The sequence below is a fragment of the Schaalia odontolytica genome (genome assembly GCF_024584435.1).
GTDB lineage: Bacteria > Actinomycetota > Actinomycetes > Actinomycetales > Actinomycetaceae > Pauljensenia.
In genome coordinates this window covers 605,287-624,411 of sequence record NZ_CP102197.1, presented here as the reverse complement: position 1 = coordinate 624,411, position 19,125 = coordinate 605,287, and the positions used below count along the sequence as shown (strand labels likewise).

The following is a 19,125-nucleotide window of genomic DNA, read 5'->3' as shown; positions in this document are numbered from 1 at the left end:
TCAGTTACCCCTTCCGTTGCATCCAAACTGCAGGGAGAAACGCACGTCTCCCTCGACGATGTCGTGCATGTCCGCGATGCCGTGACGGAGCATCAGCGTGCGCTCGAGTCCCATTCCGAAGGCAAATCCCGTATAGACCTCGGGATCAACACCGTTGGCGCGCAACACGTTCGGGTTGACCATGCCGCAACCACCCCATTCGATCCAGCCCGGGCCTCCCTTCTTCTGCGGAAACCACAGGTCCATCTCGGCGCTGGGCTCGGTGAAAGGAAAGTACGAGGGGCGCAGGCGCGTCTTCGCCTCGGGTCCGAACATCGCCCGGGCGAAATGATCGAGGACCCCCTTGAGGTGGGCCATCGTCAGCCCCCTGTCCACGGCGAGTCCCTCCACCTGGTGGAACACGGGCGTGTGGGTCGCATCCAGCGCGTCAGAACGAAATACCTTGCCCGGGCAGGCAACGTAGAGCGGAACGCCGCGGGAGAGCATGGCGTGAGACTGGACGGGCGACGTGTGCGTACGCATGACGAGGTGGCCGGAGTCCTCGCGCTCCCCACCGATGCTTCGTCCGTCGATGTAGAGCGTGTCCTGCATCTGGCGAGCCGGATGGTCGATGTCGAAGTTGAGCGAATCAAAGTTGAACCATTCGTGCTCGATCTCCGGGCCTTCGGCGATGTCCCAGCCCATGCCGACAAAAAAGTCGGCGACCTCCTCCATGAGCGTCTCGAGGGGGTGTCGCGCCCCCTGGGTGGAGCGCTGCGTCGGAAGCGTCACGTCGACGGCCTCCTCCACCAGCATGCGCGCCTCGAGGGCCGCGGCGAGCTCGGCCTTGCGTTCCTCAAGCGCCTCCGTCAGTGCCTTGCGAGCCTGCCCAAGGTTCTTGCCGGCGATGCCGCGCTTGGACGGGTCGAGCGTTCCGATCGTGCGGTTCGCGCTCACGAGTGGGGCTTGATCTCCGAGGAGGGCCACCCGCACCGCCTTCAGGGCGTCCAACGAGTCGGCTGCTTCAATATCGACCAGGCCCTGCACGCGAAGCGCCTCGACAGCTGCCTCGTCAAGAGGATCAAGGTCAGGGGCACTGCCAGCCATGTCCTGCTTCCTTCTTCTGTCCAACTGGGGTCATGTCCGCGTAGCTCTCACGCGCACCGCGCCCCATCTTACCCGTTCGCCCGTCCTCACAGCTCACCGGGTCCGCCATCGCGCTACGCTGTAGGACGTGAATGCGCTGATGCGCAACCGCCGTCTCACGGGAGGATACTCATGTCTCACGTCACGCCACCAGAGGACGCCACCGACTCGTCTCCGACTCCCTGTGCCCTGCCTGCCAAGCGCGTGCGCGTCCAGCACATCGCTCGCGCGAAGGCCGAGGGCATTCCCCTCACGATGCTCACGGCCTACGACTCGCTCACCGCGCCCATCCTGGAGGCGGCGGGAGTCGACATGTTGCTCGTCGGAGACTCTCTCGGCAACGTCATGCTCGGTCATTCCTCCACCCTCCCCGTCACGCTCGAGGACATGGAGCGCACGACGGCAGCCGTCGCCCGTTCTACCTCGCGCGCGATGATCATCGCGGACCTACCGTTCGGCACCTATGAAGACACTCCAGAGCACGCGTTTGCGTCCGCAGCCCGCCTCATGAAGGCGGGGGCGCATGCCGTCAAGCTCGAGGGGGGCCAGAAGCGAGCGCACATTATTTCCGCCCTGGTCGCCGCCGGAATTCCCGTGTGCGCCCACCTGGGCTACACCCCGCAGTCCGAGAACACCCTGGGTGGGCCTCGCATGCAGGGACGCGGAGATGGCGCGCAACCTCTGCGCACAGACGCGAAGGCGGTCGAGGAGGCCGGCGCCTTCGCACTCGTCCTGGAGATGGTGCCCGCCTCGGTCGCGCGGGAGATCACCCAAGCGGCGGCAATCCCCACAATCGGCATCGGGGCGGGACCGGATACCGACGGTCAGGTTCTTGTCTGGTCCGACATGGCGGGCTACTCGCAGTGGGTGCCCTCCTTTGTGCACAAGTTCGGCCAGCTCGGGCCGGCGCTTCGCGACGCGGCGAGCGACTACGTGGCAGCCGTGCGCGCCCGGAAGTTCCCGGGACCCGACAACTACAAGAACGATTAGGACGATACCAATGGAAGCATCAGCGCTGGCACGCCGCGCACCGCTGGGAACGCTCACGCCCGGAAGGGTCTCACCGATGCGGGCGGTTCCCGAGCATATCGAACGCCCCGAGTACATGTTCCACGACGGCCCCGAACGAGTCACGGCCTCGGACGTGAAATCCCCTCGCACCGTCGCTCGGATCCGCGAAGCCGGACGCATCGCGGCCGGCGCGATCGACGCGGTCGCGGCGGCTATCGCCCCCGGCGTCACGACGGACGAGCTCGACCGGATCGCTCACGAGTACATCATCGCTCGCGACGCCTACCCGTCGTGCCTGGGATACATGGGCTTCCCCAAGGCGATCTGTTCCTCGATCAACGAGGTGATCTGCCACGGCATCCCCGACGACCGTCCCCTGCGAGACGGGGACATCATCAACATCGACATCACCGCCTACAAGGACGGCGTCCACGGAGACACCTGCGCCATGTTCGAGGTCGGCACCGTCGACGCAGAGTCCCACCTCCTCATCGAACGCACGCGCAACGCGCTCATGCGTGGGATCAAGGCGGTTCGCCCGGGCCGTGAGATCAACGTCATCGGCCGCGTCATCGAGGCCTACGCCAAGCGCTTCGACTACGGAGTCGTGCGCGACTACACCGGCCACGGCGTGGGAGAGGCCTTCCACTCCGGCCTCATCGTTCCTCACTACGATGCGGCTCCCTCCTACGACACGATCATGGAACCGGGCATGGTGTTTACCATCGAACCGATGCTCACCCTGGGCACCATCGAGTGGGAGCAGTGGGACGACGGCTGGACTATCGTCACCGCCGACCGCTCCCGCACCGCCCAATTCGAGCACACGATCGTGGTGACCGAGGAGGGTGCCGACATCCTCACCCTCCCCTAGCCACGCACGGCGCGCGGCTCGCTCTCACAGTGCGGCACGGGCCGAGCCTCATTCGGTGACCTCGCCTACAATTGCGGTAGGGCGGGGGGAGGCCTCGTACCGGACGGCACACACGTCACCCAAGGAGGGGTCATGACCACGGTTGCATGCGGCATTGACATTGGAGGATCGGGCGTCAAAGGCGCGCTCGTTGATCTGGAATCAGGCGAATACGTTGGCGATCAGGTTCGTATTCCCACGCCCGATCCGGCGACGCCGGACGCCGTGGCGGCCGTGTGCCGCACGGTCATTGACCGACTGGGGGTGGGTCCCGACGTGCCCGTCGGGGTCACCTTTCCCGCGCCCGTCTTCGACGGTGTTATCCCCTACATGGCGAACCTTGATCAGTCGTGGGTCAACGTCGACGTTCGCGCCCTCATGGCGACTCACCTGGGGCGCCCCGTCGTTGCATTGAACGACGCGGATGCGGCGGGCATCGCCGAGGTCACCTACGGGGCGGCGAAGGGCCGCGACGGGGTCATTGTCTTTACGACGCAGGGCACAGGCATCGGATCGGCGATCATCGTCAACGGAACGCTGCTGACGAACACCGAGCTGGGGCACCTCGAGATCGACGGACACGACGCCGAGAAGATGGCCTCTTCTGGCCAGAAGACCGCGCAGGGCCTGGGCTGGGAGGAATGGGCGGCCCGCCTGCAGCGCTACTACAGCCACGTTGAGTTCCTGCTCAATCCGGATCTCTTCGTCGTCGGCGGCGGGGTGTCGGAGAACCACGACAAGTTCATGCCCCTCCTGTCGCTCAAGACGCCGATGATCCCGGCGAAGCTACTCAACACGGCGGGCATCGTTGGCGCCGCCTACTACGCCGCCACGAACCGCGCCTAGGTCCGGCACGTGTACGGGAAGGCCCCCAACGCAAGCGTTGGGGGCCTTCCCGGATCGGTCGGCCTGTACGCCGGGTTCTGTCCCGCGCCCCGTCTCCGGACAAGCGCGGCGGCGACCATCTATCTAGGGCCGTCGTTGCCGACGGTCTCCAGCAACCTACCCGCAGGCATTGGACGGGCCGCCCTACCTGCTGCTCGGTCTTGCTCCGGGTGGGGTTTACCAAGCCGACGCAGTCACCCGCGCCGCTGGTGAGCTCTTACCTCACCTTTTCACCCTTACCGCCACGCAACGCGACGGTGGTTTGTTTTCTGTGGCACTGTCCCGCGGGTTACCCCGGGTGGCTGTTAGCCATCACCCTGCCCTTCGGAGCCCGGACGTTCCTCGAGCGTTTCCGCGCGCGGCCGCCCGGCCGACCGATCCGTTGTCAGATTCTAACGCGCCCACCCTGCCAGCGCGATAGGCTGTCGGCATGCTCATGTGGTTGCCTCCATCGGAGGGTAAGAATGCCCCGGCCTCGGGACGCGCCTTGGCCGTCCGGTCTTTGTCCCGCCCAGACCTGACGGCAGATCGCCTCACGGTCTGCCGCAGCCTCGGGGCTCTCGGTTCGGGCCCGGACGCCGCCCGCGTCCTCGGGGTCGGTCCGAAGATCGATCTGGGGGCTAATACCGCGTTGGAAAGCGCGCCGTGCGCCCCGGCATCCCGGCTCTTCACCGGCGTCCTCTTCGAGGCGATTGAGTCCGCCGCGCCCGGGGTGCTGTCGGGCGTCGGTGCCGAGAACATCGCTATCTTCTCGGGGCTCTTCGGGGTCTTGGCCCCCAGCGACCCGGTCCCCGACCACCGGCTCGCAATGGGGGTGTCCTTGCCCGGGCTAGGTCGACTCTCCTCCTGGTGGGCGCCTCGCCTCGATCGTGTCTTGCGCGACGAGGCCGCCTCTCGCGTCATCCTCGACGCACGCTCGGGCCCCTACCGCGCCGCGTGCAAGGCCACCTGGGCACGCGTGTGGGAGCTGCGGGTGGAACGAGAGCGGGCGGGGACACGCGCCGTCATCTCCCACGACGCGAAACGATGGCGCGGCGCGCTCACGGGCGCTCTCCTGTCCGGCGGCGGCTGGGACACGTGGGAGACAACGTACTGCGAGCGGGCGATTTCGGACTCCGCGCGGGCGGTGGAGCTGGTTGACGCCCACGGCGTCACGCATCGGGTCATCGACGTGGAGTTTGGTCGGGAGAAGGCCACGAAGCAGGGCGGATCAACGCGCAGAGTTACGTTGGTCACGAACTGATCGTTACGCTATCCTTTTTCCGGAACCTGCAGGGTGCAGGCCCGGCTGATTCGTCGGCCATGAAGCGGAAACCATAGGCATGATCAACGAGGACTACCTGGCCAACATCCGGCCAACCCATCGCCAGCTCGAGTGGCAGAAGATGGAGATGTACGCGTTCATTCACTTCGGCATGAACACGATGACCGACCGCGAGTGGGGTGAGGGCCACGAGGACCCGTCGCTGTTCAACCCGGATCGCGTCGACGTTGACCAGTGGATGCGTGCCCTCGTGAGCGCGGGCATGACCGGCGTGATTCTCACGTGCAAGCACCACGACGGCTTTTGCCTGTGGCCCTCGGCCTACACCACACACACCGTGGCATCCTCGCCGTGGCGCGAGGGACGCGGCGACCTCGTCCGTGAGGTCTCGGACTCCGCGGCGCGCCACGGATTGAAGTTCGGCATCTACCTGTCTCCGTGGGACATGACGGAGCAGACCTACGGGCAGGGCCGGGCCTACAACGACTTCTACTTCAATCAGCTCGTTGAGCTCCTCACCCACTACGGTCCCGTGTTCTCCGTGTGGCTTGACGGTGCGTGCGGGGAGGGCCCCAACGGCAAGGTCCAGGCCTACGACTGGCAGCGCATCTACGACACGGTTCGCGCGCTCGCGCCCGAGGCCGTGATCTCCGTGTGCGGTCCGGACGTGCGCTGGTGCGGTAACGAGGCGGGAAGCGTCCGCGCGAACGAGTGGTCGGTGGTCCCCGCGTCGCTGCGCGAGGCCGAGCGCACGGCTGAGAACTCCCAGAAGGTTGACGACGGCGAGTTCTCTCGCCAGGTGGCATCCGCGGACGAGGACCTGGGTTCGCGCAAGGCGCTGGCCGACTACGACGGCCCGCTCGCCTGGTATCCGGCCGAGGTCAACACTTCCACCCGCAAGGGCTGGTTCCACCATGAGGCCGAGGACACACAGGTGCGTGGCGTTGACGAGCTGTTCTCGATTTGGCTGGGGTCCGTCGGCGGCAACGCGACCTTCCTTCTCAACGTTCCGCCGAATCGTCACGGGTTGCTGGCCGACGCCGACGTTGAGGTCCTCGCCCAATTGGGCGCCCGCATCGCTGACTTCCGTTCGCGCCGTATCGAGGCCGAGCGCAAGGACGACGAGGTCGTGACGCTGCGTTTTGCCGCCAATGAGCGCGTGAGTGCCGTGGTCCTGGAGGAGGACATCGCTCGGGGGCAGCGCATCGACGAGGCCATCATCTGTGCTCTCACCGAGGCCGGCGAGGAGTCAGAGATCGCCCGCGTCCACTCGGTGGGCTACCGCCGCATCGTGACGCTTCCCTCCCCCGTCGAGGCGCGGGTCCTGCGGATCGCGGTGGTGGCGAGCAGGCGGGGATTCCACCTGGCCGACGCCTACGCCGTGCGGGCGTGAGGGTCCTCAGCGCGGGGTATTTTCCGCCGTCCGCACGACGATCTGTGTCGTCTCTTCGGTCAGGTACACCTCGTCGGCGGGCGTCAGGCGGATGCGTTCGAGTTCCATAGGGCTCAGGTCTGCTGCGACGCCGATGCCGTAGCCGTCGCGAACCTCGATGACGGCCAGCGCGCCGTTGCGGCGGCGAGCCTCCTCGTATTCGTTCAGGAGATCGCTCGGAAGGCGATCGGTCAGCTCGCGGCGCGCGGCGATGACGCGCCGCAACTCATCGTCGGCTTCGGCCACGTCCGCCTGGAAGTCGGCCTTGATGCGCTCGATGTCCTCCGTGATCGCCTGGGCTTCCGCCTTCATCTTCTCCTGCGCCGCCCGTGCCGCCTCGACGCGTTCCTCCGCGTCAACCTGGTCGTCTTCCAGCTTGGCCAGGCGCCGGTCCATCTGAGCGATCTCGTGTTCCATGGCCGAGATGTCCCGCAGCGGCACCAGGTTGGCGTCGATGCGCCCCTGCTGGCGCGAGCGTCGCTCAGAAACCTTCGCGATCTCCTCCTCGATGCGGCGCACCTCCCGCCCGGTGTCGGAGATGACGGCGTTCTGGCTGATTGCGGCGCGTTGCAAATCGGCGACTCGACCCGCAAACTCGCGAACCGTGGCGTGAGCGGGGTGCGAATCGCGCTTGTGGCGCAGCGCCGACTCCTTTTGGTCAAGCTTCTGAAGCTCGAGGAGGTCGAGCTGGTCGGTGTACGTCGCTTTCACGCTAGTTCCCCCTGGGTGATTCGGTGGCTGGTCCATGGCTCGGTGACAATCGTAGAGACTTCGACGCGAACTTCCACACGGGCGTCGGCGGCCGCTCCGCGCAGTCGCCGGGCCAGGACGGGCAACCACGGGGACTCCGTGGCCCAGTGTGAGCCGCACAGCAGGGCGGGGCGCCCTCCCTCGAGGTGCTCCGAGGCTGGGTGGTGGCGCAGGTCGGCCGTCAGGTACACGTCCGCGCCAGCCTGGCGGGCGGCGTCCAGGGCGCTGTCGCCAGCACCACCGACGACGGCCACGCGGCGCACGGACGTCGCCTCGTCGCCTCCCACAAGCAGTCCGGTGGGACCCGCGGGAAGGACCGCGGCGACGTGGTCGGCGAAGGCACCAAGGGTCGTCTCGGGTACCGTGCCCACCCGCCCCAGGCCAATCTGGCGCCCCTTGGCGTCCGTGCCACAGGGTTCGAGGGGAACGGTGTCGCGCAGGCCGATGAGGTCGACGAGGGCGGTGGCGACGCCGCCCTCGGCGACGTCGGCATTCGTGTGCGCGTTGAAGAGCGCAATGTCGTGACGGATGAGCGTGGTAACGACCGCACCCTTGGGGTCTGAGGTCGGCAGGAAGGACGCCCCGCGCAGGAGCAGCGGGTGGTGGGTGATCACCATGTCATAGGGCGCCGCGTTCCCGGCGGGTCCGGCAACGGCCTGCCGGGCGATGGCCTCGGTGGGGTCGAGGGCGAGGAGGATCGAACGCACGGGCGCGGCCGGGTCTCCGACGATGAGGCCGACGCGGTCCCACGACTGGGCCGTCGCCGCCGGATACCAGGATTCCATGAGGGCCATGACGTCGCCGACGCTCCACGGTTGCTCAGCTGATGGCGCGGCCGGGCACGCCCGCGCAAGAGGTGAGGAATCTGTCATGCGTCAAGCATAGCGGAGGCCCAACAGGCAAGGGACCCTGCCCGCGACTATGATCACATCCGTGCAGATTGTGAGCCTTCTCGACCGCGGCCTGGTCGACTATACCCAGGTCGACGCGCTCCAGCGATCCACGCACGAAGCCGTCCTCGCAGGCGGCGAGGACACGATCATCGTTTCCCAGTTCACGCCGACCTGGACGGCCGGGCGCCACACGAAGCCCGAGGACATTCCCTCCACGACGATCCCCGTCATCCGCACCGACCGCGCGGGTTCTGCCACCTGGCACGGCCCCGGTCAGGTCGTCGTCTACCCCGTCGTGCGCCTGCGTGAGCACGTCGATCTCGTGCAGTGGATTCGCGCCGTCGAGGCCTCGGTCATCGACACCGTCCGTGAGGTCTGGGAACTGCCGGTGCACCGCGTCGAGGGGCGTGCGGGCGTGTGGCTGACCGAAGAGGGACGGCGCGACCGTAAGATCTGCGCGATCGGCTTGAAGGTTGCGCGCGGCGCGACCCTCCACGGCATCGCCCTCAACGTCGATATCGACCCGGCTCACGCCTTCGAGGGCATCATCCCCTGCGGTCTCACGGACGCCGACGTCACCTCCCTGTCATGGGAGGGCGTGGCAACGACCGTGCACGATGCCGCATCCGAGCTTCTCCCGCGCATGGTGGAGCGCATCTCCCCCTGCCTGGCGACCGCTCCCGCTTCCGTTTCCTACACGACGAGGTCACCGCTATGAGCACCCTGCCCGATCCCGAAGGACGCAAGCTCCTGCGCATCGAGGTACGCAACTCGCAAACGCCGATCGAGAAGAAGCCCGAGTGGATTCGCACGACCGCCAAGGCGGGTGAGAACTACCAGGACATGCGCGCTCTCTCCCACGCCAAGGGCCTGCACACGGTGTGCGCCGAGGCCGGGTGCCCCAACATCTACGAGTGCTGGCAGGACCGCGAGGCAACGTTCCTGCTCGGCGGCGCCCTGTGCACGCGCCGCTGCGACTTCTGCGATATCGCGACGGGGCGTCCCACCGAGTACGACAGGGACGAGCCGCGCCGCATCGCCGAGTCGGTGCGCGACCTAGACCTGCGTTACGTGACGATCACGGGAGTGACCCGCGACGATCTGCCCGACGGAGCCGCGTGGTTGTATGCGCAGACCTGCCGCCTCATCCACGAGTTCAACCCGGGCACCGGCGTGGAGCTGCTCGTCGATGACTTCCGCGGCCAGGCCGACTCGATCGACATGGTCATCGAGGCAGGCCCGCAGGTCTTTGCGCACAACCTGGAGACGGTGCCACGCATCTTCAAGAAGATTCGCCCCGCGTTCAACTACGAGCGTTCACTCGCCATGATCAAGCGCGCCCACGACGGGGGCATGGTCACCAAGTCGAACCTGATCCTGGGCATGGGCGAGACTCGCGAGGAGATCAGCGCCGCCATGCGCGACCTGCACGAGTCCGGCTGCGACCTGCTGACGCTCACGCAGTACCTGCGCCCCTCTCCCCTGCACCACCCGATCGACCGCTGGGTCCACCCCGAGGAGTTCGTTGAGCTGGCCGCGCAGGCCGAGGAGATGGGCTTCGCGGGCGTCATGGCCGGCCCCCTCGTGCGTTCCTCCTACCGTGCGGGCCTGCTGTGGGCCAAGGGCATGCGCGCACGCGGCTTCGAGATCCCTGAGCAGCTGCGCCACATCGCCAACTCCGGCTCCACGCTGCAGGAGGCCGGCTCCGTCCTCGCGCGCCTGAAGGAACGCTCGGAGCGTCACGCGGCCATGGAAGCCGCGAAGGCCGCCTCGGCCTCGTGAGGCCCGACTATTCGCCCGCGCGGGCGCTCGCCCGAGCTGCGCGGCGCAGCCCCGGTCGACTGTCCCTGGTTGACGCAGCAACGGGCGAGCGTTGGACCGTGTCGCAGTCCTTCGATGCTGTGGCGCGCCTGGCCGGCGCATTTCGGCGGCGGGGACTCGGGGCCGGAACCCGTATTGCGCTGATCGGAACAAACTCCGCGTGGCATTTCCTGTGCCACGCGGCAGCCTCCTGGCTGCACGCGGTGACGGTTCCTCTTTCTCCCCGATTGCCCTCCTCGGCGCTCGCGTCGATGTGTGTGCGGGTGGGTGTGACCTGGGCGTTCGTCGACGAGTCCGCATCCTTGCACGCCCGTGCGCTGGCCGACGCGGGGGTCCGAGCCTTCCCGTGGGACGACCTGCGCTCCTGGACGAGGCACGGCGGACCCATCGCGGGCGAACCCGCGCGCTGCGGCGCCGAGCTCGCGGCGATTCTTTTCACGTCGGGTTCAACGGGCATGCCGCGCCCGGTCGAGCTCACTCACGAAGTCATGTGGTGGGGATCGACGAACTTCCGCGAGGGCTTCGACTACGCGCCGACCTCGTCGGTCGTGGGCGTATGTGCGCCCGCGAGCCACATCGGGGGCTTCAACGGCACGTCGATGGACGTGTGGACGCACGGCGGCACCCTGGTCACCCTCGGTTTCCCGGGGTCTTTCGACGCGCGCGGCGTCATCGACGCGATCGAGCGCTACGGGATCACGATGATGTTCGCCGTGCCCGCGATCGTGCGTGCAATCCTCGATGAGCATGAGCGCGGCGGCGGGGACCTTTCGTCGTGGGTTCGTCCCCTCATCGGCGGCGACGCGATGACGGCGGACCTCGCCGAGGCGATGCGCTCGGTCGGCCTGTCCCCCATTCACGTGTGGGGCATGACGGAGACCTCCGGCGCGGGAACTGTCGCCACCCCAGATTCTGGCGCGCCCGCCGGATCACTCGGTGTTCCCTTCCCCTACGTAGACCTGCGCGTCATGGCCACCGACGAGCGCGAAGCCTGCGTCGATGAGATGGGCGAGATCTGGGTGCGCGGCCCCGGCGTCGTCAGCGGCGAGGAGTGGCTGCATACCGGCGACCTTGCTACGCGCGACGATGACGGCTGGCTGCACATGGTGGGACGCGCCCACCGCATGATCAACACCGCCGGAGAGCTCGTCGCTCCCCCGACGGTCGAGAGGGCTCTACGCTCTCTGGACGAGGTGTCGGATGCGCTTGTCGTGGGACTGCCGGATGGGCGTTGGGGGCAGATCGTCGCCGCGCTCATCGTGCCTTCTCCCAAGGGCCGCGCCCAGGCCTCGTCCCTGAGCGCCGACGCGCTGTCGGAGGCCCTGCGCGAGGCCTTGGCACCGTGGGAGAAGGTGCGGCGGATCGTGGTCGTGGACGAGCTGCCGACGACGGCGACGGGCAAGCCTGATCCGCTCGGGGCGGCGGAGCTGTTTTCGGCGTCGGAACGCTAGAGACGAGTGCGCGACACTTCACAATTTATGCGCACCACATTTAGGTAAGATTAGCCTTGCATAATTGAAGGAGAGTCTTATGCCCCGCCATCGCATCGTCATCATCGGCTCCGGTTTCGCTGGCCTGAGCGCCGCTCGTCGACTGAAGAAGGCCGACGCCGACATCACCATCCTGGCCCGCACGTCGCACCACCTGTTCCAGCCCCTGCTCTACCAGGTGGCCACCGGCATCCTCTCCGAGGGCGACATCGCCCCCACGACGCGCGAGATCCTGCGCAAGCAGAAGAACGTGACGGTTCTGCAGGCGCTCGTTGAGGCGATCGACGTCGAGACGCGCACCGTCAAGTGGCGCAACCACAACAAGTACGAGCAGACCGAATACGACACGCTGATCGTCGCGGCGGGTGCCGGTCAGTCTTACTTCGGCAACGACCACTTCGCGGTGTTCGCGCCGGGCATGAAGACGATCGATGACGCGCTCGAGCTGCGCGCGCGTATTTTCGGCGCGTTTGAGCTGGCGGAGATCGAGACCGACCCTGCTCTGGTGGGCAAGCTCCTCACCTTCGTCGTCGTGGGCGCGGGTCCGACGGGCGTCGAGATGGCCGGGCAGATCCGCGAGCTCGCCTCTCACACGCTGAAGGGCGAGTTCCGCAACATCGATCCGACGAAGGCCCGCGTCATCCTGGTGGACGGTGCCGAGCACCCACTCCCCCCGTTCGGCGAGCAGCTCGGCCACAAGACCGAGGAGGCGCTGGCGGGGCTCGGCGTCGAGATGAAGATGAACGCGTTCGTGACCGACGTGGACGCCGAGGGCGTGACCCTCAAGTACAAGTCCGGCGAGGAGGAGCGGATCGAGTCCGTGTGCAAGGTGTGGGCTGCGGGCGTGTCCGCGAGCCCGCTGGGCCGCGCGCTGGGCGAGGCGACGGGCGCCGAGGTGGACCGCGCAGGCCGCGTGACCGTCAACAAGGACCTCACGCTGCCAGGTCACCCCGAGATCTTCGTGCTCGGTGACATGATGGCCTTCCCCGGCGTGCCAGGCGTCGCGCAGGGCGCGATCCAGTCGGCGCGCTTCGCCGCCGACACGGTGGCGGCGCGCCTGGCGGGCCGCAAGCCGAGGGCGACGGAGTTCTCCTACTTCGATAAGGGGTCGATGGCGACGATCGCGCGCTTCAAGGCGGTCGTGAAGATGAGTAACACGAAGATGACGGGCTTCACCGCGTGGGTGGCCTGGTGTTTCCTGCACCTGCTCTACATCGTCGGCTTCAAGTCGCAGGTGGGCACGCTGGTGAATTGGTTCTTCAGCTTCCTCTCTGGCGCGCGCTCCCAGCGCACGACGACGAACCAGCAGATGGTGGGCCGCCTGGCCATGGAGCAGCTGGGCGCGGGAGCCTCCGGCAAGCTCGTCGCCGGCGAGGACGTGGTCGAGGAGCGCAGCCACGAGGCCTGAGCAGGCCACGCTCTGACGGTTTGCTCTGGCGCGCGGTCGAGAACAGTGGCAGCGCACTGACAAAACTGCAGGCAAATGGTGTGGGGCCGGAAGCACTTGCTTCCGGCCCCAGCCGTTTGTGGGCCCTACCGGGCTCGAACCGATGACCTTCTGGGTGTAAACCAGACGCTCTAGCCAACTGAGCTAAAGGCCCCACGCACGCGCCAATCTACCAGAAGCACCGCGCACGGTCATATCCGAGGCCGAGCGACACGGCACAGGACAGCGCTGCCGCGCCGAGGCCTCGTGATTGATGCTAGCGGCGCGAACGCGGACGCGCGGTCAGGCGCACCCCCGCCCAGGCTTCCCCCAGCGCCGTTGAGGTCGTCGCGTGCAGGCCAGCGATCCCCGCGGCCTCCTCCACGTCGCCCACGCGCACCGAGTTGGGGCGTCCGGCCTTGGGGATCAGCACCCAGATCAGCCCCCCGTCGTCCAGGTTGCTCATGGCATCCACCAGGACGTCCGCCAGGTCCTCCTCCTCGGCATCCTCGGCCCTCCACCACACGATCGCCCCGTCCACCACGTCGCCGTAGTCCACATCGACCAGGGCCTGGCCGGTCTCGGCCTCAACGGAGTCGCGAATCGAGCGGTCCACGTCGTCATCGACGTAAAACTCCTGCACGATCGCGCCGGATGCAAAACCCAGGCTCACTGCCATCGTGCAGCACCGCCCCTCATGGAGCCGAAGCTCAGTGTCATATCAACGTTCACGCCTTCATCCTAGGGCATGAGGCACCATCAAACGCAAGGGGCGCCTCTCAACGAGGCAACGATGCGGGCGAAGGAGGCTGACCAGCAGGTTTACCGAGCCACCGCGCCCAATCCTTTAGGTGCACGCGCCTCGGTGATACGCACGTCATAGTGCGCGGCCACGCAAATCGCTCGCACAGCACCGCCAATAGTGGGACAATAGTCCCGATATGTGCGGTGTCGCCACAGGGCACCGCCCACGCAGGCTGCGCGAGCAGCACCGAGTCAAGCGAGAAGGTACACCGTGAGCCAACTCCACGAGTTCCACCCCGTCGTCAACGGGCTGGTCCCCCAGGTTCCCGACAACGACCCCCAGGAGACCGCCGAATGGGTCGAGTCCCTGTCCGGACTCATCAACGAAAAGGGCGGTCCCCGCGCGCGCTACATCCTGCTGCATATGCTCGATGAGGCCCGGCGCAACGGCGTTCAGCTCCCCCAGGAGTACACGACCCCCTACGTCAACACGATCAGCGTTGATCAGGAGCCTTACTTCCCCGGCGACGAAGCCATGGAGCGCGAGTACCGCCGCTGGATCCGCTGGAACGCCGCCGTGCAGGTCACGCGCGCCCAGCGCCCCGGCGTCAAGGTCGGCGGACACATCTCCTCCTACGCCTCGGTTGCCACCCTCTACGAGGTCGGCCTCAACCACTTCTTCCGCGGCAAGGACCACCCCGGCGGCGGCGACCACGTCTTCTTCCAGGGACACGCCTCCCCCGGCCCCTACGCCCGCGCCTTCCTCGAAGGTCGTCTCTCCGAAGAACAGATGGACGGCTTCCGTCAGCAGGTGTCCACCGCCCACGGCCTGCCCTCCTACCCGCACCCCCGCCAGCTCGACCATTTCTGGGAGTACCCCACGGTCTCCCTCGGCTTGGGTCCCGCGGAAGGTATCTACCAGGCCTGGTTCGACCGCTACCTGTTCATGAACGGCATCAAGGACACCTCGCAGCAGCACACGTGGGTGTTCATCGGCGACGGTGAGATGGACGAACCCGAGTCGCGCGGCATGCTGCAGCTCGCGGCCCAGCAGCGCCTCGACAACCTGACCTTCGTCATCAACTGCAACCTGCAGCGCCTCGACGGCCCCGTGCGTGGCAACGGCAAGATCATCCAGGAGCTTGAGGCCTTCTTCAAGGGCGCGGGCTGGAACGTCATCAAGGTCATCTGGGGACGCGGCTGGGACCAGCTGCTCGCCGCCGACAAGGACGACGCGCTCGTTCACCTCATGAACGACACCCTGGACGGCGACTACCAGACCTTTAAGGCCAACGACGGCGCGTACGTGCGTGAGCACTTCTTCGGTCGCGACCCGCGCACCAAGGAGATGGTGAAGAACTGGACGGACGAGCAGATCTGGGAGCTCAAGCGCGGCGGCCACGACTACCGCAAGGTCTACGCGGCGTACAAGGCCGCCATGGAGCACACGGGCCAACCCACCGTCATCCTCGCCCACACCATCAAGGGCTACGCGCTGGGCAGCCACTTCGCGGGACGCAACTCCACGCACCAGATGAAGAAGCTGACCCTCGAGGACGCCAAGCAGCTGCGCGACCGCCTCCAGATCCCGATCACGGACGAGGAGCTCGAGCGCGATCCCTACCAGCCTCCCTACTACATGCCGCCGGCCGACCACCCGGCCCTGCAGTACATGAAGGAGCGCCGCGAGATCCTCGGCGGCTGGGTGCCTGAGCGTCGCCCCGAGCGTCAGCCCAAACTCCCCGCCCTCCCGACCCGCCCCTTCGAGGCACTGTCCAAGGGATCGGGCAAGCTCGAGGTCGCCACCACGATGGCGCTCGTGCGCCTCATCAAGGACATCATGAAGGACAAGGAGGTCGGCAAGTACTTCGTGCCGATCATCCCCGACGAGGCGCGCACCTTCGGCCTCGACGCTATCTTCCCGTCGGCGAAGATCTTCAACACGACCGGCCAGTCCTACACGCCCGTTGACGCCGACATGATGCTCTCCTACCGCGAGTCCGAGCAGGGCCGCATCATGCACACCGGCATCACCGAGGCCGGATCAGCCGCGGCATTCCAGGTCGTTGGCACCGCCTACTCCACGCACGACCTGCCGATGGTGCCGATCTACATCTTCTACTCGATGTTCGGCTTCCAGCGCACCGGCGACCAGTTCTGGGCGGCCGGCGACCAGCTGACCAAGGGCTTTGTCATCGGCGCGACCGCGGGCCGCACGACGCTCGCCGGCGAAGGCCTGCAGCACATGGATGGCCACTCCCCGGTTCTGGCTGCCACCAACCACGCCTTCGTGTCCTACGACCCCGCCTACGCCTACGAGATCCGCCACATCATGTCCGATGGGCTGCAGCGCATGTACGGCGACGCCGGCGGACGTGACCCGAACGTCATGTACTACATCACCGTGTACAACGAGCCCATCCGCCAACCTGCCGAGCCTGAGAACGTGGACGTTGAGGGGATCGTCAAGGGCATTTACAACCTCGACGAGCACCAGAACTTCGGTGGTCCCAAGGCGCAGCTCCTCGCCTCCGGTGTGGGCGTGCCGTGGGCACGCGAGGCCCGCGAGCTGCTGGCCCGCGACTGGGGCGTGGACGCCGCCGTGTGGTCCGTGACCTCGTGGGACGAGCTGCGCCGCGACGGCCTCGAAGCCGACGAGCACAACTACCTGCACCCCTCCGAGCCGCGCCGCACCCCCTTCGTGTCGGCCAAGCTCGCCGGGCGCGAGGGCCCGTTCGTCGCGTCCTCGGACTTCGACCGCATGCTCCCCGACCTGATCCGCCAGTGGGTGCCCGGAGACTACCACGTCTTGGGCGCCGACGGATTCGGCTTCTCCGACACGCGCCGGGCCGCCCGCCGCTGGTTCCACATCGATGCCGAGTCGATGGTCGTTCGCACGCTCGCCGCTCTCGCCGACTCCGGGCAGATCGATCCCTCTCTCGTTGAGCAGGCAATCGCCAAGTACGACCTGTTCAACTACGCCATCCAGGGCAACGACCACGCCGGCGAGGAGTAGGAGACGCTAGGGCCGCGTCCCTCCATTCGCGGAACTAGCCACGTAGCGAGGCCGGGGGTCCCCACGCGGGGTCCCCGGCCTCGTCGCATCGCCGAGACGTGGGACAGCCGTTTCGTGAGCAAAGCGACGAGCTGCCACCAGGGCCGCCCCCGACACGCGGCTCAGCCTCGGCCCGCATGCCCGGTGGGGCGCACAATGGAGGCATGCACGTACCTTATGACACCGAGAAGTTCTACTACGGCTTTCCCGTCTACATCCTGGCCTACCCGGACGAAGCCGTCGGCGTCGGCATCACGACGGGATCATCCTCGTACTCGCTGGGACAGATGGTCATGATCGGCTGTGACTCGACGACGCACGCCGCCCGCTCGATCAAGCGCTCCGGCGTCTGCTCGCTCAACCTCTTCGGCGCCGAGGCCATGGGCTTGTACGAGTACGCGGGTACAGTTTCGGGCGGAAACAAGCTCGCCGATACGCGCGTCGCATCAAGCGACCACGACGGCATCCCCGTGCTCGACGATTCTCAGATGAGCCTGCTGTGCCGTGTCCTGGAAGCCACGGATGACGGCAGCTACACGCATTTTCGCTGCGAGATCATCCAGCGGCTGGTCACCCCTGCCCTCATCGACGAGAACGGTCGCTTCCGCTACGAGGACCTGCACACCGTCGAGTACGTGGGCGATGCGCGCAGGCGCATCTACCGGTACTTCTCAGACCGGGTGGAGCGTTTCGGCAGGTTCGTGCGCCCCTTCAAGGACTCGCTCCTCCCCTAGCATCCGCGACGACGAAGGCCGGGGATTCCTGCGTGGTCTCCCCGGCCCCATCCGTGCTTCGCCTACTCTTCCTCGGTGCCCGCATACTTGGGGTGGGCCAGGTTTTCCGGGGAAAGAATCCGCTCCACCTCCTCCTCCGACAGGAGTTCCATGTCGTGGATGACCTCGCGGATCGTCTTGCCTTCCGCCGCAGCCCGCTTACCGACCACGTCGCCGAGGTGGTGGCCGATCACGTCGTTGAAGTAGGTGACGATGCCGATCGAGTTCTCCACGTAGGCGCGGCACACCTGCGCATTTGCCGTGATCCCGTTGATGCAGCGCTCACGCAGCGTGTCGCACGCGTTGACCAGCAGATTGATCGACTCGATGAGGGCTTGGGCGATCACCGGCTCCATCACGTTGAGCTGCAGCTGACCGGCCTCCGCGGCGGCCGTGACCGTCTGATCGTTGCCGATCACTTTGAAGCACACCTGATTGACGACTTCGGGGATCACCGGGTTGACCTTCGCCGGCATGATCGAGGAGCCTGCCGCCATCTTCGGCAGGTTGATTTCGTTGAGGCCCGCGCGCGGACCCGACGCGAGCAGTCGCAGGTCGTTGCAGATCTTTGACAGCTTCACCGCGCTGCGCTTGATCGTGGCGTGCATCGACACGTACGCCCCCGTGTCCGACGTCGCCTCCAGGAGGTTCGGAGAGGCCACCACGCGCGCGCCCGTGATACGACGCAGGTAGCGCACGACGACCTCCTGATAGCCGTCCGGCGTGTTGAGGCCGGTCCCGATCGCGGTGGCCCCCAGGTTGGTTTCCAGGAGGAGCTCCGCGTTGTTCACCAGGCGCTCATCCTCCTCGCGCAGGGTGTGCCCGAAGGCAGTGAACTCGCCGCCCAGGGACATGGGGACCGCGTCCTGGAGCTGCGTGCGCCCCATCGTCAGCACGTCGCGGAACTCGCTTCCCTTCTCGTCAAACGCGTCCGCCAGCTCATCCAGCGCCTTGCGCAGGCGGTTGACTTTGCGCCACAGCGCGATGCGAAAGGCCGTCGGGTAGGCGTCGTTCGTGGACTGCGAACGGTTCACGTGATCGTTCGGATTGATGATGTCGTAGCGTCCCTTGTCCTCCCCCAGGATCTCCAGCGCCAGATTCGCGATCACCTCGTTGGCGTTCATGTTCACCGAGGTCCCGGCGCCCCCCTGGAACTGGTCGACGGGGAACTGGTCCATGCACTTGCCGCCCTCGATGATCTCGTCGCAGGCGGCAATGATCGCCTCCGCCTTGGCGGGCTTCATGGCCTTGAGCTGCATGTTCGCCATCGCGCAAGCCTTCTTCACCTGGGCGAAGGCGCGAATCAACTCGGGTGCCTCGTTGATCGTGTGTCCGGAGATCTGATAGTTCTCGATCGCTCGCAGCGTGTGAATGCCCCAGTACGCGTCATCGGGTACGTCGCGGGTCCCGAGCAGATCTTCTTCGGTGCGGGTCACCATCGTTCCTTCCATGAGTTCGCTCCCCGGTCCGTTCCGGGCGATGCGCCTCCATGGTAGGCCCGGCAGACCCGACATTACGGCACTTTACGAACATTGGAGACGTC

16 protein-coding genes, 1 tRNA gene and 1 other RNA gene are annotated in these 19,125 nt (G+C 66.7%); 11 read left to right on the top strand and 7 right to left on the bottom strand.

The features are described from left to right. The gene (pheS, locus tag NQK35_RS02785) at positions 1 to 1,086 is read right to left on the bottom strand and encodes a phenylalanine--tRNA ligase subunit alpha (RefSeq protein WP_048743414.1); all 1,086 of its coding nucleotides are present in this window, start codon (positions 1,084 to 1,086) and stop codon (positions 1 to 3) included. A 171-nt stretch (positions 1,087 to 1,257) separates the two neighbouring features. Between pheS and panB the strand changes: the two genes are divergently transcribed. The 3 genes from panB to ppgK all read left to right on the top strand — a co-directional run bounded on the left by panB (position 1,258) and on the right by ppgK (position 3,895). Further along, complete coding sequence (panB, locus tag NQK35_RS02780; RefSeq protein WP_009211852.1) at positions 1,258 to 2,115, top strand: 3-methyl-2-oxobutanoate hydroxymethyltransferase; 858 nt, start codon at positions 1,258 to 1,260, stop codon at positions 2,113 to 2,115. Between the two features lie 10 nt (positions 2,116 to 2,125). Continuing rightward, the gene (gene map / locus NQK35_RS02775; protein ID WP_257114486.1) at positions 2,126 to 3,010 is read left to right on the top strand and encodes a type I methionyl aminopeptidase; all 885 of its coding nucleotides are present in this window, start codon (positions 2,126 to 2,128) and stop codon (positions 3,008 to 3,010) included. A gap of 132 nt (positions 3,011 to 3,142) precedes the next feature. Next, the gene (gene ppgK, locus NQK35_RS02770) at positions 3,143 to 3,895 is read left to right on the top strand and encodes a polyphosphate--glucose phosphotransferase (protein ID WP_009211854.1); all 753 of its coding nucleotides are present in this window, start codon (positions 3,143 to 3,145) and stop codon (positions 3,893 to 3,895) included. A gap of 50 nt (positions 3,896 to 3,945) precedes the next feature. Here ppgK and rnpB read toward each other — a convergent pair. Then, an RNA gene (gene rnpB / locus NQK35_RS02765) (RNase P RNA component class A) lies at positions 3,946 to 4,312 on the bottom strand. 52 nt (positions 4,313 to 4,364) lie between these two features. Here rnpB and NQK35_RS02760 point away from each other — a divergent pair. Both NQK35_RS02760 and NQK35_RS02755 read left to right on the top strand, forming a co-directional pair. Further along, positions 4,365 to 5,177 (top strand): YaaA family protein, encoded by an 813-nt coding sequence (locus NQK35_RS02760; protein ID WP_257114484.1) that lies wholly within the window; start codon positions 4,365 to 4,367, stop codon positions 5,175 to 5,177. A gap of 79 nt (positions 5,178 to 5,256) precedes the next feature. After that, positions 5,257 to 6,591: an alpha-L-fucosidase gene (locus NQK35_RS02755; RefSeq protein WP_257114483.1), complete on the top strand. Its 1,335-nt coding sequence runs from the start codon at positions 5,257 to 5,259 to the stop codon at positions 6,589 to 6,591. Positions 6,592 to 6,597: 6 nt separating this feature from the next. Here NQK35_RS02755 and NQK35_RS02750 read toward each other — a convergent pair whose 3' ends face one another. Further along, positions 6,598 to 7,341, bottom strand: a complete 744-nt coding sequence (locus tag NQK35_RS02750) for a zinc ribbon domain-containing protein (protein ID WP_009211857.1) — start codon at positions 7,339 to 7,341, stop codon at positions 6,598 to 6,600. Then, a complete protein-coding gene (locus tag NQK35_RS02745; protein WP_257114756.1) occupies positions 7,338 to 8,174 on the bottom strand; it encodes a Nif3-like dinuclear metal center hexameric protein in 837 nt (278 codons plus the stop codon). Before NQK35_RS02745 ends, NQK35_RS02750 begins: the two co-directional genes overlap by 4 nt. A 139-nt stretch (positions 8,175 to 8,313) precedes the next feature. Here NQK35_RS02745 and lipB point away from each other — a divergent pair, with 139 nt between their 5' ends. From lipB to NQK35_RS02725, 4 genes are all read left to right on the top strand, one after another. Continuing rightward, a complete protein-coding gene (lipB, locus tag NQK35_RS02740) occupies positions 8,314 to 8,991 on the top strand; it encodes a lipoyl(octanoyl) transferase LipB (protein WP_257114482.1) in 678 nt (225 codons plus the stop codon). After that, complete coding sequence (gene lipA / locus NQK35_RS02735; RefSeq protein WP_257114481.1) at positions 8,988 to 10,055, top strand: lipoyl synthase; 1,068 nt, start codon at positions 8,988 to 8,990, stop codon at positions 10,053 to 10,055. The genes lipB and lipA overlap by 4 nt, the downstream gene beginning before the upstream one ends. Then, complete coding sequence (locus NQK35_RS02730) at positions 10,052 to 11,545, top strand: class I adenylate-forming enzyme family protein (RefSeq protein ID WP_257114480.1); 1,494 nt, start codon at positions 10,052 to 10,054, stop codon at positions 11,543 to 11,545. Before lipA ends, NQK35_RS02730 begins: the two co-directional genes overlap by 4 nt. Positions 11,546 to 11,624: 79 nt before the next feature. Continuing rightward, positions 11,625 to 12,992: an NAD(P)/FAD-dependent oxidoreductase gene (locus NQK35_RS02725; protein ID WP_257114479.1), complete on the top strand. Its 1,368-nt coding sequence runs from the start codon at positions 11,625 to 11,627 to the stop codon at positions 12,990 to 12,992. Between the two features lie 119 nt (positions 12,993 to 13,111). Here the strand turns inward: NQK35_RS02725 and NQK35_RS02720 are convergent. Further along, positions 13,112 to 13,185 (bottom strand) — tRNA-Val (locus NQK35_RS02720). Between the two features lie 102 nt (positions 13,186 to 13,287). After that, positions 13,288 to 13,689 (bottom strand): DUF3052 domain-containing protein, encoded by a 402-nt coding sequence (locus NQK35_RS02715; protein WP_257114478.1) that lies wholly within the window; start codon positions 13,687 to 13,689, stop codon positions 13,288 to 13,290. Between the two features lie 336 nt (positions 13,690 to 14,025). On the opposite strand from NQK35_RS02715, the gene aceE reads away from it, so the two are divergent. Together aceE and NQK35_RS02705 are read left to right on the top strand one after the other, a co-directional pair. After that, a complete protein-coding gene (gene aceE, locus NQK35_RS02710) occupies positions 14,026 to 16,770 on the top strand; it encodes a pyruvate dehydrogenase (acetyl-transferring), homodimeric type (RefSeq protein WP_257114477.1) in 2,745 nt (914 codons plus the stop codon). A 203-nt stretch (positions 16,771 to 16,973) separates the two neighbouring features. Then, positions 16,974 to 17,543 carry a flavin reductase family protein gene (locus tag NQK35_RS02705; RefSeq protein WP_048743395.1) on the top strand — a complete coding sequence of 190 codons (570 nt, stop codon included), beginning with the start codon at positions 16,974 to 16,976 and terminating at the stop codon, positions 17,541 to 17,543. 62 nt (positions 17,544 to 17,605) lie between these two features. On the opposite strand, the gene aspA is transcribed toward NQK35_RS02705, so the two are convergent. Beyond that, positions 17,606 to 19,018: an aspartate ammonia-lyase gene (gene aspA, locus NQK35_RS02700; protein WP_034231942.1), complete on the bottom strand. Its 1,413-nt coding sequence runs from the start codon at positions 19,016 to 19,018 to the stop codon at positions 17,606 to 17,608. Between the last annotated feature and the right edge of the window lie 107 nt (positions 19,019 to 19,125).

What these genes read in the sequence shown, in the direction of transcription:
- NQK35_RS02755 (WP_257114483.1), top strand. Translation starts at nt 5,257, where the DNA reads ATGATCAACGAGGACTACCTGGCCAACATCCGGCCAACCCATCGCCAG.
- NQK35_RS02705 (WP_048743395.1), top strand. Translation starts at nt 16,974, where the DNA reads ATGCACGTACCTTATGACACCGAGAAGTTCTACTACGGCTTTCCCGTC.
- NQK35_RS02760 (WP_257114484.1), top strand. Translation starts at nt 4,365, where the DNA reads ATGCTCATGTGGTTGCCTCCATCGGAGGGTAAGAATGCCCCGGCCTCG.
- panB (WP_009211852.1), top strand. Translation starts at nt 1,258, where the DNA reads ATGTCTCACGTCACGCCACCAGAGGACGCCACCGACTCGTCTCCGACT.
- ppgK (WP_009211854.1), top strand. Translation starts at nt 3,143, where the DNA reads ATGACCACGGTTGCATGCGGCATTGACATTGGAGGATCGGGCGTCAAA.
- map (WP_257114486.1), top strand. Translation starts at nt 2,126, where the DNA reads ATGGAAGCATCAGCGCTGGCACGCCGCGCACCGCTGGGAACGCTCACG.
- NQK35_RS02745 (WP_257114756.1), bottom strand. Translation starts at nt 8,174, where the DNA reads ATGGCCCTCATGGAATCCTGGTATCCGGCGGCGACGGCCCAGTCGTGG.
- lipA (WP_257114481.1), top strand. Translation starts at nt 8,988, where the DNA reads ATGAGCACCCTGCCCGATCCCGAAGGACGCAAGCTCCTGCGCATCGAG.
- NQK35_RS02715 (WP_257114478.1), bottom strand. Translation starts at nt 13,689, where the DNA reads ATGGCAGTGAGCCTGGGTTTTGCATCCGGCGCGATCGTGCAGGAGTTT.
- pheS (WP_048743414.1), bottom strand. Translation starts at nt 1,086, where the DNA reads ATGGCTGGCAGTGCCCCTGACCTTGATCCTCTTGACGAGGCAGCTGTC.
- NQK35_RS02725 (WP_257114479.1), top strand. Translation starts at nt 11,625, where the DNA reads ATGCCCCGCCATCGCATCGTCATCATCGGCTCCGGTTTCGCTGGCCTG.